This window comes from Xanthomonas sp. BRIP62415 (genome assembly GCF_003993515.1).
In the GTDB taxonomy this organism is placed as follows: Bacteria; Pseudomonadota; Gammaproteobacteria; order Xanthomonadales; family Xanthomonadaceae; genus Xanthomonas; species Xanthomonas euroxanthea.
In genome coordinates this window covers 209,657-224,874 of record NZ_QEZH01000029.1, presented here as the reverse complement: position 1 = coordinate 224,874, position 15,218 = coordinate 209,657, and the positions used below count along the sequence as shown (strand labels likewise).

At 67.5% G+C, this 15,218-nt stretch carries 16 protein-coding genes; 5 read left to right on the top strand and 11 right to left on the bottom strand.

The features are described from left to right. Positions 1-62 precede the first annotated feature (62 nt). From fabD to EO141_RS15190, 5 genes are all read right to left on the bottom strand, one after another. Positions 63-1,007: an ACP S-malonyltransferase gene (fabD, locus tag EO141_RS15210; protein ID WP_047130407.1), complete on the bottom strand. Its 945-nt coding sequence runs from the start codon at positions 1,005-1,007 to the stop codon at positions 63-65. A 104-nt stretch (positions 1,008-1,111) separates the two neighbouring features. Further along, positions 1,112-1,894 (bottom strand): serine/threonine protein phosphatase, encoded by a 783-nt coding sequence (locus tag EO141_RS15205; protein WP_119130894.1) that lies wholly within the window; start codon positions 1,892-1,894, stop codon positions 1,112-1,114. Positions 1,895-1,954: 60 nt separating this feature from the next. Beyond that, a complete protein-coding gene (locus tag EO141_RS15200; RefSeq protein WP_047130405.1) occupies positions 1,955-2,932 on the bottom strand; it encodes a beta-ketoacyl-ACP synthase III in 978 nt (325 codons plus the stop codon). A 90-nt stretch (positions 2,933-3,022) separates the two neighbouring features. Then, positions 3,023-3,217 carry a 50S ribosomal protein L32 gene (rpmF, locus tag EO141_RS15195; RefSeq protein ID WP_003483870.1) on the bottom strand — a complete coding sequence of 65 codons (195 nt, stop codon included), beginning with the start codon at positions 3,215-3,217 and terminating at the stop codon, positions 3,023-3,025. A 97-nt stretch (positions 3,218-3,314) separates the two neighbouring features. After that, positions 3,315-3,824 (bottom strand): YceD family protein, encoded by a 510-nt coding sequence (locus EO141_RS15190; RefSeq protein WP_047130404.1) that lies wholly within the window; start codon positions 3,822-3,824, stop codon positions 3,315-3,317. A 110-nt stretch (positions 3,825-3,934) separates the two neighbouring features. On the opposite strand from EO141_RS15190, the gene EO141_RS15185 reads away from it, so the two are divergent. Beyond that, complete coding sequence (locus EO141_RS15185) at positions 3,935-4,510, top strand: Maf family nucleotide pyrophosphatase (RefSeq protein ID WP_127169575.1); 576 nt, start codon at positions 3,935-3,937, stop codon at positions 4,508-4,510. A gap of 14 nt (positions 4,511-4,524) precedes the next feature. Here EO141_RS15185 and EO141_RS15180 read toward each other — a convergent pair whose 3' ends face one another. From EO141_RS15180 to EO141_RS15170, 3 genes are all read right to left on the bottom strand, one after another. Then, on the bottom strand, positions 4,525-6,111 hold the full coding sequence (locus EO141_RS15180; RefSeq protein WP_127169644.1) for a glycosyltransferase 87 family protein: 1,587 nt from the start codon (positions 6,109-6,111) through the stop codon (positions 4,525-4,527). Positions 6,112-6,377: 266 nt separating this feature from the next. Next, positions 6,378-7,352, bottom strand: a complete 975-nt coding sequence (locus EO141_RS15175) for a glycosyltransferase family 2 protein (protein ID WP_164739234.1) — start codon at positions 7,350-7,352, stop codon at positions 6,378-6,380. Between the two features lie 8 nt (positions 7,353-7,360). Then, positions 7,361-9,202, bottom strand: coding sequence for a glycosyltransferase family 39 protein (locus EO141_RS15170; RefSeq protein ID WP_164739233.1), 1,842 nt, complete (start codon positions 9,200-9,202; stop codon positions 7,361-7,363). A gap of 36 nt (positions 9,203-9,238) precedes the next feature. Here EO141_RS15170 and EO141_RS15165 point away from each other — a divergent pair, with 36 nt between their 5' ends. Genes EO141_RS15165 through EO141_RS15150 form a run of 4 tightly spaced genes read left to right on the top strand, consistent with a single transcriptional unit; the run spans position 9,239 to position 13,629 of the window. Next, positions 9,239-10,192: a MoxR family ATPase gene (locus EO141_RS15165; RefSeq protein ID WP_047130401.1), complete on the top strand. Its 954-nt coding sequence runs from the start codon at positions 9,239-9,241 to the stop codon at positions 10,190-10,192. A 5-nt stretch (positions 10,193-10,197) separates the two neighbouring features. After that, on the top strand, positions 10,198-11,154 hold the full coding sequence (locus EO141_RS15160) for a DUF58 domain-containing protein (RefSeq protein ID WP_126971416.1): 957 nt from the start codon (positions 10,198-10,200) through the stop codon (positions 11,152-11,154). Next, positions 11,147-13,099 carry a DUF3488 and transglutaminase-like domain-containing protein gene (locus EO141_RS15155; RefSeq protein ID WP_127169572.1) on the top strand — a complete coding sequence of 651 codons (1,953 nt, stop codon included), beginning with the start codon at positions 11,147-11,149 and terminating at the stop codon, positions 13,097-13,099. The genes EO141_RS15160 and EO141_RS15155 overlap by 8 nt, the downstream gene beginning before the upstream one ends. After that, a complete protein-coding gene (locus EO141_RS15150) occupies positions 13,096-13,629 on the top strand; it encodes a Slp family lipoprotein (protein WP_024938444.1) in 534 nt (177 codons plus the stop codon). The genes EO141_RS15155 and EO141_RS15150 overlap by 4 nt, the downstream gene beginning before the upstream one ends. Before the next feature lie 109 nt (positions 13,630-13,738). Here the strand turns inward: EO141_RS15150 and EO141_RS15145 are convergent, their stop codons facing one another. From EO141_RS15145 to EO141_RS15135, 3 genes are all read right to left on the bottom strand, one after another. After that, positions 13,739-14,089, bottom strand: a complete 351-nt coding sequence (locus EO141_RS15145) for a histidine triad nucleotide-binding protein (RefSeq protein ID WP_047130397.1) — start codon at positions 14,087-14,089, stop codon at positions 13,739-13,741. A gap of 110 nt (positions 14,090-14,199) precedes the next feature. Next, positions 14,200-14,793, bottom strand: coding sequence for a recombination mediator RecR (gene recR / locus EO141_RS15140; protein WP_127169571.1), 594 nt, complete (start codon positions 14,791-14,793; stop codon positions 14,200-14,202). A gap of 101 nt (positions 14,794-14,894) precedes the next feature. Beyond that, positions 14,895-15,215, bottom strand: coding sequence for a YbaB/EbfC family nucleoid-associated protein (locus EO141_RS15135; protein ID WP_005913896.1), 321 nt, complete (start codon positions 15,213-15,215; stop codon positions 14,895-14,897). Positions 15,216-15,218: the final 3 nt, after the last annotated feature.

The window sequence follows — 15,218 nt, the reverse complement described above, 5'->3', positions numbered from 1 at the left end:
GAAGCGCGCGACCGCAGCCGCGAGCGGTGAGGGCTGCCGGCAGGACCGGCAGGTGCGTCGAATCAATGGGTCCACGCCTCGAGCGCGCCGGCATAATCGGCCGGCGTGGCCAGCGGACGGGCGTCCAGGCGCTTGTCGATACGCTTGATCAGCCCGCTCAGCACCTTGCCGGGGCCACATTCGGCGATCCGGGTGATGCCCTGGGCGGCCAATGCCTGCACGCAGCCGGTCCACTGCACCGGCAGGTACAACTGCTCGGCCAGCGCCTGGCGAATCGCCTCGCTGCCGGTGTGCACGCGTGCATCGACGTTCTGCACCACCGGAATCTGCGGGGCGTGCCAGCTCAGGCCGGCCATCGCTTCGGCGAGCTGGTTGGCCGCATCGCGCATCAACGGGGTGTGCGAGGGCACGCTCACCGCCAGCTTGACCGCCTTGCGCACGCCGCGCTCGGCCAGCAAGGCCAGCGCGCGGTCCACCGCCGCCGCATCGCCACCGATCACGATCTGACCGGGCGAATTGAAATTGGCCGGCACCACCACCTGGCTGCCTGCCGCCTCGGCACAGACCTCCTGCACCAGCGCATCCTCGGCGCCCAGTACCGCCGCCATTGCGCCGACACCGGCCGGCGCGGCGGCCTGCATGAACTGGCCGCGCAGCCGCACCAGGTGCGCGCCGTCGTGCAGCGACAGGGCGCCGGCAGCGACCAGCGCGGTGTATTCGCCCAGGCTGTGCCCGGCCAGGACCGCCGGGCGCTGCCCGCGCTGCGCATTCCACAGCCGCCAGACCGCCACACCCGCAGCCAGCAGGGCCGGTTGGGTGTATTCGGTGCGGTTGAGCATCTCTTCCGGGCCGCCCTGGGACAGGGCCCACAGGTCGACGCCGGCGCCATCGGAGGCTTCGGCAAATGTTTCGCGGATCTGCGGGTGCAGTTCGGACAGTTCGGCCAGCATCCCTAAGGACTGCGAGCCCTGGCCGGGAAACACGAAGGCGAGAGTGGATTCGGTCACGCGTTGCTGCCTACAAAAATCGAGCCGGGATGATACGTGCGAAATCGTCCCGGCGTCTGTACTGCCGCGTATGCAAGCCCCCGCCAGCGGGGCCGCCGACACGCCTACAGCAAGGCGTTGAGCAGATCCATGTCGCCATCGGCCAGCCAGTCCACGCACATCACCAGCACCAGCAAGACGCCGAGCGAGGTTGCCGCGTGGATGGCCAGGATGGCACGCGCCAGCGCCCCGGCAGAGCGGCCCAGGCGGCCGGTGAGCTGCGCAAACCGCTGCAATCGCCCGGTCACCACATGCGCATGCGCCGCCACCGCCGGGCCGGCCGCATCGAAGGCGCACGTCATCAACCGCTGCAGCACCGCGCGGCGGCCGCGGTAGTACTTGGCCACCCCGTAGCCGAACACCAGCCAGTCGCGCGCCTGGGCCTGCGCCAGGTCCATCACTTCCAGCGGGTCTTCCTCGAAATCGATGAAGCCGACCGCCTGCCCGTCGAAGGTCATGTTGCGCGGAAGCGGTTGGCCGAAATAGGCGCCATCGCGATGGGCATCGGCAATGGCCGCCACCGCCAGCGCAATCAGCCGGTCGCGCTCGGGCGCATCGGCCTCGCGCAGGCAGCTGGCAAAGGAACGCCCGTTGTCGCTGAGCACCAGGGCCGCCTGTCCGCAACCGACCACGCGCGGCACATTGACCGCTTGCGCCTGCAGCTCGCCGAGCCGGCGTGCCTCCAGATCGCGCGCAGCATCGCCGCCACGGTGCGGCGGTGGACGCAAGGCATCCAGGCCCCAGCGGCGGGCAACGAAGTTGAGTGCTCCGAGCGAGACCGCGCGGCTGTGGCGGCGGTACTGCTTCAGCCAGACGCGCTGTCCGGCGATGACGATGGGTTCTGCCATGACGGGCCCGTCCCTGATGCTGTCAGGCAGCGCCGGCGGACGCGGCGCTGCCTGCCGGACTCAGTAGCGCAGCAGCGCCGAGCCCCAGGTAAATCCGCCACCGAATGCTTCCAGCAGCAGCAATTGACCACGCTGCACGCGGCCGGACCGCACCGCTTCGTCCAGCGCCAGCGGCACCGAGGCCGAGGAGGTATTGCCGTGGCGGTCCACGGTGACGACCACCTGCTCCATCGGCAGATCCAGCCGCTTGGCGGTGGCCTCGATGATGCGCAGGTTGGCCTGATGCGGGATCAGCCAGTCCAGGTCGTGCTTGTCGTAGCCATTGGCGGCCAGGGCCTCGTCGACCACCGAATCCAGGGCTTTGACTGCGTACTTGAACACGTCGTTGCCCTTCATCAGCAACGCGCCGCCGCCGTTCTTGCCCTCGCCGAAGCCCACCGATACGCCAACCGGATCCCACAGCAGTTCCTTCTTGCTGCCGTCGGCATGCAGATGGGTGCTGAGGATGCCGGTTTCTTCGTCGGCCTTGAGCACGACCGCGCCAGCGCCGTCGCCGAACAGCACGCAGGTGGTGCGATCGGTCCAGTCGACGATGCGGGTCAGGGTTTCTGCGCCCACCACCAACACGGTCTTGGCATCGCCACTGCGCACGAATTTGTCGGCCACGCTGAGCGCATAGACAAAGCCCGAGCACGCCGCGTTGACGTCGAAGGCACCGCAGCCGACATTGCCCAGCCGCGCCTGCAGCAGGCAGGCAGTGGACGGGAAAATCAGGTCTGGGGTGGTGGTGCCGACAACGATCAAGTCGATCTCATCGGCGGTCACGCCGGCCGCTTCCATCGCCTTCAGCGAGGCGAAATACGCCAGGTCGCTGGTGGTCTGGTCGTCGGCGACGATGTGACGCTCACGGATACCAGTGCGCGAGAAGATCCATTCATCGCTGGTGTCGACGATCTTGGACATGTCGTCGTTGGTCAACACCTTTTCGGGCAAATAGCTACCCGTGCCCGCGATTCTGGAATAGATCCGCTTGCTCATACTGTTCCCTGTTGCAAGAGCCGCGGTGATCGGCGGCTCCGGAAGAAGCGAGGGTCACCCGGCGGCGTCGAACGCGCCGGGTGCCACGAATCAATCTTCTTGGACGGCCGACGACTTGGTCGCAATCACCTTCTTGCCGCGGTAGTAACCGTCAGCGGTGATGTGGTGGCGCAGATGGATCTCGCCGCTGGTCGGATCGGTCGACAGCTGCTTGGCGGTCAGGGCATCGTGCGAACGACGCTGGCCGCGACGCGACGGGGTAACTCGGGATTTCTGCACAGCCATGGGATTGCTCCAACTTAAGTTCGATAACTTGTCTGTCGAGTCGAACTGGACGCTTCACGCCCGCGCCGACCTGTCTTTCCGCCCTTCACAGCGGCGGTTACTGTTTTTTGAACGCTGCCAGCGCCGCGAACGGACTGGCCTTGTCTTGCTCTTCCTGGGTCGGAACCCACTCGGCCTCGACGGCCTCGCTGCCCGGCGCCATCGGCACCACCGGGATCGACAGGACCAGCTCGTCCTCGACCAGGTCTGCGGCCCGCAGCATGCCATCTTCCGGCACCAGCAAGGCTTCGTACTCGGCCGGCAACGCCGCTTCGTCGGCTTCGTCACGGATCAAACCAAGACGCTGCCTGATTTGCACCGGATACAGGAAACGCTGCAGGCTGCGCTGGCAGGCCAGCGGAAGCTCGACATCGACACTGAGCTCGACGTAGGCGACCTTCAACAGGCTGTCCTGATCGAACTGGAGCGAGTAGACACACTCGCCCTCGGTATCGACCAGGCTGCCTTGCAGGCGGGTCATCGCAGAGAGCGGGATGCGGCCATCGAAGCGCCTGCGCGCTGCGACCATCCGCCAAGCATCCAGCATTTCGGGTACGTTCGCGGACATAAGCCGCAGAATGTTAAAGATCCGCCGACGCCCTGTCAAATGCCCCTATTCACGCACCTGGCGCGGCGCCAAGGCTGGCAGACTCCCCTACCCGTCCGACGCAGCGCCCCATGATGCCACGCCTGATTCTTGCCTCCACCTCAGTCTATCGGCGCGAGCTGCTTGGCCGGCTGCGACTGGACTTCACCACCGCCCGGCCGGAGGTCGACGAGCAGGCGCACCCCGGGGAGGCCCCGGACGCGCTGGCCAGCCGGCTGGCCGCGGAAAAGGCGGCGGCGGTGGCCGCGCAGGCGCCCGACGCATGGGTGATCGGTTCGGACCAAGTCGCCGACCTAGATGGCCAGGCCCTGGGCAAACCAGAAACGCTGGAGCGGGCGCATGCGCAGCTGACGGCGATGTCCGGCCGCGTGGTGCGCTTCCATACGGCAGTGAGCCTGGTCGGCCCTGGACGCACAGCACACGCGCTGGACCTGACCGAGGTGCAGTTGCGCCCGCTGACGCGTGCCGAAATCGATCGCTACCTGGCCGCCGAGCCCGCGCTGGATTGCGCCGGCAGCTTCAAGTGCGAGGGCTTCGGCATCAGCCTGTTCGACGCCATTCGCTCGCACGACCCCACCGCCCTGGTCGGCCTGCCACTGATCGCGCTGGCGCGATTACTGCGGCAGGCGGGGTTTCAACTGCCCTGAGCTGCCATCGTGTTTCATCGATCGAGCCTGCAGAACTGGTAGGGATACTCCCCCTGCCCGATTCGCGAGGAAAGCCTGCGGCAGCTGGCCGGATTCAGCGTCACCCCATAGGCAAGCAGCTGTTGTTGCGCCTGCTCCAGCAGACGGCGATCGGCAGCGACCAGTTCCATCGCCTTGTGCTCGGGAACGCGCAACTGACACAGTCCGGGCCGGGATGCATCGAGTTCGGCGCGCAAGCCATGCGCCGTCAGCCAGCGCAATTGGGGGCATTCCGGTCGAGTGCTCCATCCCAGACGCCGCGCCCACCGATTCATCCGCTCTACCCGCGGACTCTGCTTGTCCTGCGTCGCATCCCATAACGCATACAGCTGCGGCCGCTCGGCCACCAGCGCGCGCACGCGGGCGCGATAGGCATCCGATTCGGCGAGGTTGCTGGCTACACCGACATAACGCGCCGCTGGCGCAAGCAACGCAATCCGCCATGCCTGCGGCTGGTTTCCGACCAGCAACACGGTACTGGACGCTGGCGCATCGATCGGTGGTGGCTGCACCTGGATGCTGTGCCGTGCCCAGGATTCATGGCCCCAGTCGTTCCAGCCTCCGAGCGCGATCACCGCACTGAAGAGCACCAGGCAGGCCGCCACCGTGCGGGCTCGGGCGGCGGCGAACAGCCGCTGGCAGCAGAGCCAGAGCGCCAACGGCGCCAGCAGTTCCAGCGCCGCAAGGTAGCGGTGAATCGAAAACATGCCCTGCCAGAGCAGATAACCCACGCCGACAAACACCAGCAGCGTCGTGGCCTGTGCATTCCAGCCAGGAACGGGCAAAGACCTGCGCCATAGCGCACGCCCCACGATTCCCAGCACGGCCAGATAAAGCAGCGCCCAGATGCATTGAAACAGCGCAATTTCACTGACCCGCCAGGGGTTGAAGGTCAGTACCAGCGGCCACGCCAACCATTCCCCCACACCACGCGGCAGCCAACGGGTATCACCGAGCGAGACAGGTTGCGCGAGCGGCGCGCGAAACACGCCATTGAACTGCGGAAACAAGGGATTGCCGAACTGCTCCCAGACCCGTAGATACCAGGGTGCGGCGATCAGGGCAAAGACCAGCAACGCCGCCAGCGCCATGCTCACCACACCAAGCGCCCGTGCGCGCGGGCGTCCACCGGCGCAGAGCCCCGCACAGGCCAACGCCACTGCATAGGGCGCATTGGTTAACTTGCACGCCACGGCGAGACCAAGCAAAAGCCCGGCGAGCAGCCAATGACGGGCGGCCAGCGCGCTACCGGCCTGTTGTCGGCGCTGCGCGCGCATCACCAGTGCCAGCGCCGCCAGCAACGGGAGCGCGGTACTCGCATCGCCCATGGTGTTGGCAAATTCGGAAAGGAATGCCGCGCTGCACAGGCCAGCCAGCGCCAACAGCGGGGCCAAGCGGGCGCGCTGGGAGTCTGCGTCCAGCACATACCAGGCAATTGCCGCCACCGGCACGAACACCATTGCATGCAGCACGCCCATCAACGCGCCGGCCAACGGCCCGGGCCAGCGTGTCAGCAGCCCATACTGGACGATATCCAGCGCCGGATTGAAGTAGCTCTGCAACTGCGCCGGGGCCAGATCCTGGGTCAGACGGCCGTGCCACCACGCATAGCCGTTATAGACGTGGTAATTGCGCAGGTCCCAGTTCGCATCCTGTCCGAGACACAGCGCCACCAGGCCACCTAACAGCGCAACGACGGTCACCGCCGCGACCACGTTGGCTGGACGCCGAAACGCGAAGCGGTGATCGGCCCAGTGCAACAAGCGGGCGATCCCGCGCCCCGGTCCGGAGGCCGCAGCACCGGCGTAGACACGCGCGAGCAGGGCACTCATCGACGCCCCTCCGGCCCCAGCAAGGGCTCGGCAAGATAGGCCAGATGCTTGGCCTCGATGCGTCCACGGGTGACGGTATCCAGGATCAACCCGCAGGCCAGCAGCAAGAACCCCAGCAGCATCAGCGCCACGCACAGGATGGCGGTGGGAAAGCGCGGAACCAGGCCAGTCTGGGCGTAGGTTTCAAATAACGGGATCGCCAACCCCACCGAAGCCAGGGCACAGGCAATAAAGCCCACCGAGAAGAACAACAACGGCCGCTCGGCCTTGAACAGCTTGGCGATGGTGGTGAGGATGCGCCAGCCGTCGCGCCAGGTGTTCAACTTGCTTTGCGAGCCTTCCGGGCGCACGCCGTAGGCGGTTTCGACCTCGGCCACCGGCATGCGCAACTGCAATGCGTGCACGGCCAGTTCGGTTTCGGTTTCGAATCCGTGCGCATGCGCAGCGAAGGATTTGACGTAGCGCCGGGAGAACACGCGATAGCCGGACAGCATGTCGTCGAAGCTGCGACCGAACAGCAGCCCCGCGCAACGCGTCAGCAACACGTTGCCGACGCGATGACCGGGCCGATACGCGGCCTGCTGCTGATCGCGCCGCGCCCCGACCACCATGTCCAGGCGCTCGTCGATCAGCTTGCGCACCAGCACCGGTGCGGCAGCCGCATCGTACGTCGCATCACCATCGACCAGCACGTAGATGTCGGCCTCCACATCGGCGAATCCACGCCGCACCACATTGCCCTTGCCCTGCAATGCCACGCGATTGACCTGCGCGCCCGCCGCCGCCGCGACTGTCGCGGTGGCATCGCTGGAATTGTTGTCCAGCACATGGATCGCCGCGCCCGGCAAGGCAGCAGCAAACGCGCCGACCACCGAGGCGACCGTGGCCGCCTCGTTATGGCAGGGCACCAGCACGGCGATTCGGATCCCGGGCACAGGCACGGGAGGGACAACAGTCATGGCATCGGTCATTGCGTGATCTAAGGTGTGGAAATGGTAATGGGCTGTTCCCACCAGTCCTCGACGCTGCCGTCGTGGCCGTGCAGGCGCAGTCCCAGCCAATGCGTGCCCGGCGGCAGCGCATGCGTGTCGAAGGTGGCGCTGAAACCGACATTGGGATGCTGCGGGTCGGTGGAGATCTTCCAGTACGGGCGCACATCCAGCAGCGTGCCGTACTCGGCCTGCGCGACCGGACGCCCGTCCAGCAGCAGCTCCACATTCGACAGGCCGACGCCGTCCTTGAATGCCCAGCCACGCACCTGCACCTGCCCGGACACCTGCACGTCCGGCAGCGGCGTATCGATCCAGGCCATCGCCGGGGCGATGCACGGCCCGGGCTGGCGCTGCGCCGGCAGCGCGAACAGCAGGAAGCGCTGGTAGCCGTGATCGGTGGACACCACGGTGGGCGGCGGCAACGGCCCGACCATGTCGCAGATGGCGTGATAGCGCTTCAGCAAGTCGCGATAACGCTGATCGCTGGGCGAGAGCACCAGCAGCCGCGGCCCGTTGCGCGTGCCGTCACTAAGCAGCCCCCACTGCTGCAGCTGCGCACTGCGTCCGTGCTTGTCGTTCAACTCCGCGCGCAGCACTTCCACGTTGGCATCGTGCAGTTGAAAGCCCAGCTCGGCACCGACCTTGAAGTTTTCCGCCAGCACGCGCGTGCCCGGCGGCATCTGCGCCAGCCGGGTCTTGACCGCGCGCGCCAGATCCTGCCACCCGGCGAAGTTGCGCGGATAGTATTTTTCGCCGGCCGCATGCGCGCGAAGCGACGGCACCGACACCGCCAGGTAATAGCCATACGCCCCCAGGGTGCCGAGCAGCGCGATCACCCAGGCCGCGCGACGCAGCGTATGCGGCCAACGCATCAGGATCACCGGCACCGCAACCAGCAACGCCAGGTAGCCCGGCAGCGGCCAGTGAAAACTGATCCGCTCGGCATCGCTGAAGAAACCGAGCACGAAGATCGCCACCGTCGAAATCCCGCCCAGCAGGCCGAAATAGCGCCATTGCGCCCGCGAACCACCGCCGGCGCGCGTGCCGGCCAGACCGACCTTGAGCATCGCCCAGGCCAGCGGCGGTGTCACCAGCACCGCCTGTATCAGCAAGAACCACAGCCCGGTGACCTGGAAACGCCACGGATGCCGGTCGACCAGCTGGAAGCGCAGCCCGGCCTCGTCGTGCTCGGTATTCCAGAACAGTAGCGGCAGCCAGCTCACCGCGCCCAGCGTCAGCGCCATCCAGATGCGCGGGTCGCGCATGACCGCGCGCCCCTGCGGAATGCACAGCAGCGCGATGCAGCCCACCCCGATCACGCCGGCAAAACGGTAGTGACTGAGCGCGCCGATCACCAGGCCGATGGCGAGCTCGAGCGCACTGGTGGCATCGACCTCGCGCAGCAGCCGCGCACCGGCATCCATGCACAGCACCGCCGCCAGCGCCATCGGCACATCCGGCACCGCCAGGATGCCCAGCGTGGCCGACAGCGGCATCAGCAAGGTCAGGCTGCCGGCCTGCCAGCCCAGCGTGGAGCCGAACCAGCGCGTGGCGATATGCGCGATCAACCAGGGAATCAGGGCGGAAATGGCCAGAAACGGCAGGCGCAGGGCCAGCAGGTGATGCCCGCCCAGTTCCACGCCCAGCCGCGCCAGCCAGGCCGTCATGCCCGGCAGATCCGAATACGCGGCGGCCAGATGCTGGCCTTCCTGCCAGTAGAACGCCTCGTCGACGAACAGCGGCAGCCGCGCGGCGATCAACAGCTTGACGGCCGTCGCCAGTGTCCACAGGATCACGAAGGTGCGATGTGCGCGTTGGTCCCCCTGCATTGCCCTATGCACTCTTCTTCCACCTACGGAATTGTGATGTCGATACCGCCGCGTTCCACGGAAATGCTAACCGATGCGCTGCGCCAATCGCTGCGGCGCGCACAAGACCAGGTCAATTCGCTGCTGTTGGGCAAGGCGCAGGAAGTGCGTCTGGCGTTCGTGGCGCTGCTGTCCGGCGGCCATCTGCTGATCGAGGATCTGCCCGGCCTGGGCAAGACCACCCTCGCCCACGCGATGGCCTCCAGCCTGGGGCTGGGCTTCCAGCGCGTGCAGTTCACCTCCGACCTGCTGCCGGCAGACGTGCTGGGCGTGTCGGTCTACGACGCCGCCTCACGCCAGTTCCAGTTCCATCCGGGCCCGGTGTTCACCAACGTGCTGCTGGCCGATGAAATCAATCGCGCCCCGCCACGCACGCAAAGCTCGCTGCTGGAGGCCATGGCCGAACAGCAGGTCACGCTCGATGGCGTCACCCATGCGTTGCCGGAGCCGTTCTTCGTGATCGCCACGCAGAACCCGGTCGATCTGTCCGGCACCTTCCCGCTGCCGGATTCGCAACTGGATCGCTTCCTGCTGCGGCTCAGCCTGGGCTACCCCAGCGCCGATGCCGAGCGCGCGCTGCTGTCGGGCGTGGACCGGCGCGAATTGATCGCCCAGGCGGCGCCGCAACTCAGCGACACCGACGTGGTGGCGCTGCGCACGGTGGTGGGCCAGATCCATACCAGCGATGCACTGATCGGCTATGTGCAGGCCTTGCTGCTGCGCAGCCGCCAGCACGCCGGGGTGCGCGTGGGGCTGTCGCCGCGTGCCGGCATCGCGCTGCTGCGTGCGGCCAAGGCCTATGCGCTGCTGCTCGGGCGTGAGCACGTGCTGCCGGAAGACGTGCAGGCGCTGTTCGTGGCCGTGGCCGGGCACCGGCTGGTGCCGGAGGCCGAATCATCGTCCGGGCCAGCGCTGGCCAAGGCGCTGCTGCACAGCGTGCCGGTGGACTGATCCCGGTGCGTGCGCACGTGCGCGGCATCGGCCGCCGACTCAGCCTGCTGGCGCGCCCGCGGGGCGCGGAGGCCTTGCCGATCGTGCTGGATCGGCGGCGCATCTACGTGCTACCGACGCGCTTCGGGCTGTTCGTCACCGCCTTGCTGCTGGCGATGCTGCTGGGCGCATTGAACTACAACAACAACCCGGCCCTGCTGCTGGCGCTGTTGCTGGCCACCGCCGGGATTGCCAGCAGCATCATGGCGCACCTGCAGCTGTCGGCGCTGCGCATCGAGGCGGTCTCGGCCGAACCGGTGGTCGCCGGCGAGCCGTTGCGCATGCGGGTGTCGCTGGCACGTCGCGACACCCGCGCACGGCGTGGGCTGCGCCTGGATCATCTGGACAGCAGCGGCTTCTGTGCGTTGCTCGCGCACGACATGGCCGAGGTCGACCTGCTGGTGCCCACCGAACGGCGCGGCTGGCAGGACATCGAACGCATCCGCCTGTCCAGCACCCAGCCACTGGGGCTGGTGCGCGCCTGGTCGTGGGTCTGGCCGGAAACGCCGCTGCTGGCCTATCCCAGGCCCGAAGAACAGGGGCCGGCATTGCCCGAGGGCGCCGGTTCGCCCAACCAGACCCGCCTGCACCCGCAAGGCGAGGAATTGCACCAGCTGCGCCCGTATCGCGCCGGCGATGCGCCACGCACGATTTCCTGGAAGCACTCGGCGCGCCGCGACAGCCTGCTGGTGCGCGAGTACGAGCAACCCCTGGGCATCGAAGTCACGCTGGACTGGCGCACGCTCAACGCGCTGCCGTACGAGCGCCGCATTGCGCGGCTGGCGCGCTGGGTCAACCTGGCCGAACGCGACGGGCGGCGCTACCGCCTGCTGCTGCCGGGCCAGCCGCCGCTGGGGCCCGCACAAGGCAGCTCCCACCACCACCTGTGTCTGCGCGCCCTGGCCCTGCTTCCCCATGACTGAGCCGTCCGTCCCGATCACCCAGGCCAGCCGCGGCTGGGTGCTGGTCACCAGCTGGCTGGCACTGGCGCCGTTGCTGCTGCAGCTGCCTGGCCTGCTCGCCGGCACCATTGCCGTGGCCGCCGTGCTGGTCGGCGTGCTGAGCTGGCGCGGCACCCTGATGGCACCGGTGCGGGTGTTGCTGGTGGTGGCGATGCTGGGCGCGGTGTACTGGCAGATCGGCATGCGCTTCGGCCGCGACACCGGTTGCGCGGTACTGGCGTCGATGCTGGCGATCAAGGCCTCCGAGCTGCGCACCCTGCGCGATGCGCGCAGCCTGCTCGGCTTTGCGTTGTTCGCCCCGTTCGCGGCGTTTCTGCTCGACCAGGGGCCGGCGACGATGGGGCTGGCACTGCTGGCGGTGGTGAGCGCACTGCTGAGCATGCAACGGCTGGCCGACGAGGAACACCGCACCGCCACGCCTGGGCTGCGGCTGCAATTGCGCGGCATCGGCAAGCTGGTCGCCATCGGTGTGCCGCTGGCGCTGGCCACGTTCTGGCTGCTGCCGCGCCTGAGCTCCCCGCTGTGGGGCGTGCCCGAGCGCGCGCTGTCGCGGCCCGGCCTGTCGGACACCATGTCGCCGGGTGAATGGATCGACCTGTTGGCCGACGACAGCCCGGCGCTGCGCGTGCAGTTCACCGGCACGGCGCCACCGCCGCAACAACGCTACTGGCGCGGGCCGGTGATGTGGGACTTCGACGGCCGCACCTGGCAGCGCGCGCGCTGGACCGGCCGCAGCCAACCCGCGCCAGTCACCGCCGGGCCGCGGAGCTACCGCTATCGTCTGGATTACGAGCCCACCGACCGTCGCCAACTGGTGTCGCTGGACCTGCCCACGCAGGCGGTGGCCAATGCCGATCTGTCGCCCGACTACGAACTGTTCGCACGGCGGCCCTTGAGTGCGTTGACCCGTTGGGAGCTGCAGTCGGCACCACCGGCCCGCTTCGACACCGACCTGCCCGACCAGTTGCGCAAGCGCGCGCTCGCGCTGCCGCCCGGTTTCAATCCACGCACGCTCACGCTGGCACGGCAATGGCGCAGCGAGGCCGGCAGCAACGACGATGCCGTGGTGCAGCGCGCGCTGCAGTGGATCACCCGCGAGTTCGCCTACACCCTGGACACCCCGCTGCTCGGCCGCAACAGCGTGGATGAATTCCTGTTCCAGCAGAAGGCCGGTTTCTGCGAGCACTTCAGCTCTTCGTTCGTGGTGCTGATGCGCGCGGCCGGCATTCCGGCGCGCGTGGTCACCGGCTACGCCGGCGGCACCTACAACGGCTTCGGCAATTACTGGGTGGTGCGGCGCATGGATGCGCATGCCTGGACCGAGGTCTGGCTGGCCGGGCGCGGCTGGGTGCGGGTGGACCCCACCGCTGCAGTAGCACCGGAACGCATCTACGACACGCTGGAAGACCGCGTGCAGGTCGGGGCGGGCAACAATTTCGCCCAGCTCGGCATGTGGGCCAGCCTCGGTCAGGTCAGCGACCTGCTGCGCCGGGGCTGGAACGACCTGGTGCTGTCCTTCGATGCGGACCGCCAGCAACGGCTGCTACAACCCTTCGGCATCGATCGCCTGGACAGCTCGCAGCTGGCCGTCATCTTCGGCGTGTTTGCGGTCAGCGCGCTGGCGTGGATGGGCTGGCTGCTGGCGCGCGGCGAGCGTGAACGCGACCCGCTGCTGCGCGCCTGGCATCGCCTGGGCCGCCGTTACGGCAAGCTCGGCCTAGCCCGCGAACCACACGAACCGGCCATTGCCTGGGCGCAACGTGTCGCCCGTTCACACCCGAATCCGGCATTGTTGGCACTCAGCCAACGTTTCGCTGCCGCGCGCTACGCTGGCGCTGATTCGGACAGCGCCTCACTCCTCAAAGATCTGCAGCAGCATCGCCCGCGAACCGGAGCTTCCTCATGAGTACCCGCTTTCTTCTTCCCATTGTCGCCGTGCTCGGGCTCGCCGCCTGCGCCACCGCGCCCAAGCCGCTGCAGGGGCAGTTCCCTACGGTCAGTCCGAGCGATTCCACCGCCAGCGCCCAGGTCGGCACGTCGGTGCGCTGGGGCGGCAAGATCATCCAGACCAAACCCGGCCAGGGCCAGACCTGCTTCGAGCTGATCTCGCGCCCGCTCAATGCCAGCGGCCGCCCGGACCGCAATGCGGTGGACGCCAGCGACGGCCGCTTCCTGGCGTGCCGCTCGGGCTTCTACGATCCGGCCGTGTTCGAGCCGGGCCGCGAAGTGACCTTCATCGGCAAGATCGAAGGGTATGAAACCACCAAGATCGGCGAGTACGACTACAAGCTGCCCAAGGTCAATGCCGACGTGGTCTATCTGTGGCCGGTCGTGCGCGAAGTGGACGTGGTGCCGGCCTACCCGTACGGCCCGTGGGGCGACCCCTGGGGTCCGCGCTGGGGCGGTGGCTGGGGCTGGGGCCGCGGCTGGTGGTAACCGGCTGCTGAGTCAGTGACACGCAAAAACGCCGCTCCCAGGGAGCGGCGTTTTTGTGTGTGCGTCTCGGCTGCTCGAACAGGCCCATGCGCTCGCTCGCGCAACGAGGTCAGGGCGTGCCGAAACGTCCCAGCGGCGCACCGGCCAGCAGATGCAGATGGATATGGAACACGGTCTGGCCGGCATGCTCGCGACAGTTCATCACGATGCGATAGCCGTCCTGCGCCAGTCCCTGCGCGCGGGCGTATGACGCTGCGGCAAGTGCGAGCTTGCCCACCAGCAACGCCTGCTCGGGCGGCACATCGTCCAGCGTGGGAATGGCGTGCTGTTTGGGAATGAACAGCACATGCACCGGCGCCTGCGGTGCGATGTCCTGAAAGCCCAGCACCTCCTCGTCTTCATAGACGATGCTGGCAGGGATTTCGCGACGAATGATCTTGCCGAAGATGGTGTCGGACATGGTGGGAATGGGGAATGGGGAATGGGGAATGGGGAATCGCAAGAGCTTACCGCGTGCACTACTGCTTTCGCTTCTCCAATTCCCGATTCCCCACTCCCGATTCCCGGCGCTCAAAGCACCTCACTGCGGGTGCCAAAGGCATGCGACAAGGTGCCGCGATCCACGTACTCCAGCTCGCCGCCCAGCGGCATGCCCTGCGCGAGCCGGCTCGGGCGCACCGCATGCTGGCGGGCCAGCTGCGCCAGGTAATGCGCGGTCGCCTCGCCTTCCACGGTGGCATTGGTGGCGATGATCATTTCGGTGACTTCACCGGCGGCCAGACGCTCGCCGAGCCGGTCCAGCCCCAGCTCGCGCGGGCCGATGCCATCCAGCGGCGACAGCCGGCCCTGCAGGATGAAGTACAGCCCGCGGTAGCCGGTGGCGTGTTCGATCGCCAGGCGATCGGCCGGCGATTCCACCACGCACAGCTGCTGCCGGTCGCGACTGCTGCTGGCACAGATCGCGCAGATCTCCGACTCGGTGAAGTCGCGGCATTGCACACAATGGCCGACCTTCTCCACCGCATTGGCCAACGCGGCAGCCAGCCAACGCCCACCCTCGCGCTCGCGTTCGAGCACGTGGTAGGCCATGCGCTGCGCCGATTTCTGGCCAACACCCGGCAACACCCGGAAGGCCTCGATCAGTTGTTCGAGAAGAGAGGACATTGGATGGCCGGGATTGGGAATTGGAGATTCGGGATTCGCACATGCAGAAGCAATATCCCGCTTCTAGCCAATCCCGAATCCCGACTCCCGAATCCCCTCGCTCAGAACGGCAACTTCATGCCCGGCGGCAGCTGCATGCCGGCGGTGGCCGAGCCCATGCGGTCCTTGGACTCGGCGTCGATCTTGTTGGAGGCGTCGTTGAAGGCGGCGGCGATCAGGTCCTCGGCCATTTCCTGGTCGGAGAGGATGCTCGGGTCGATGCGGACCTTGCGGCACTCCTTGGCGCCGGTCAGGGTCACGCTGACCATGCCGCCGCCGGCGGTGCCGGTGACTTCCAGCTTGGCCAGTTCTTCCTGGGCGCGCTGCAGGTTTTCCTGCATCTTCTGCGCCTGCTGCATCAATTGGGCAATGTTCCCACGCATGTC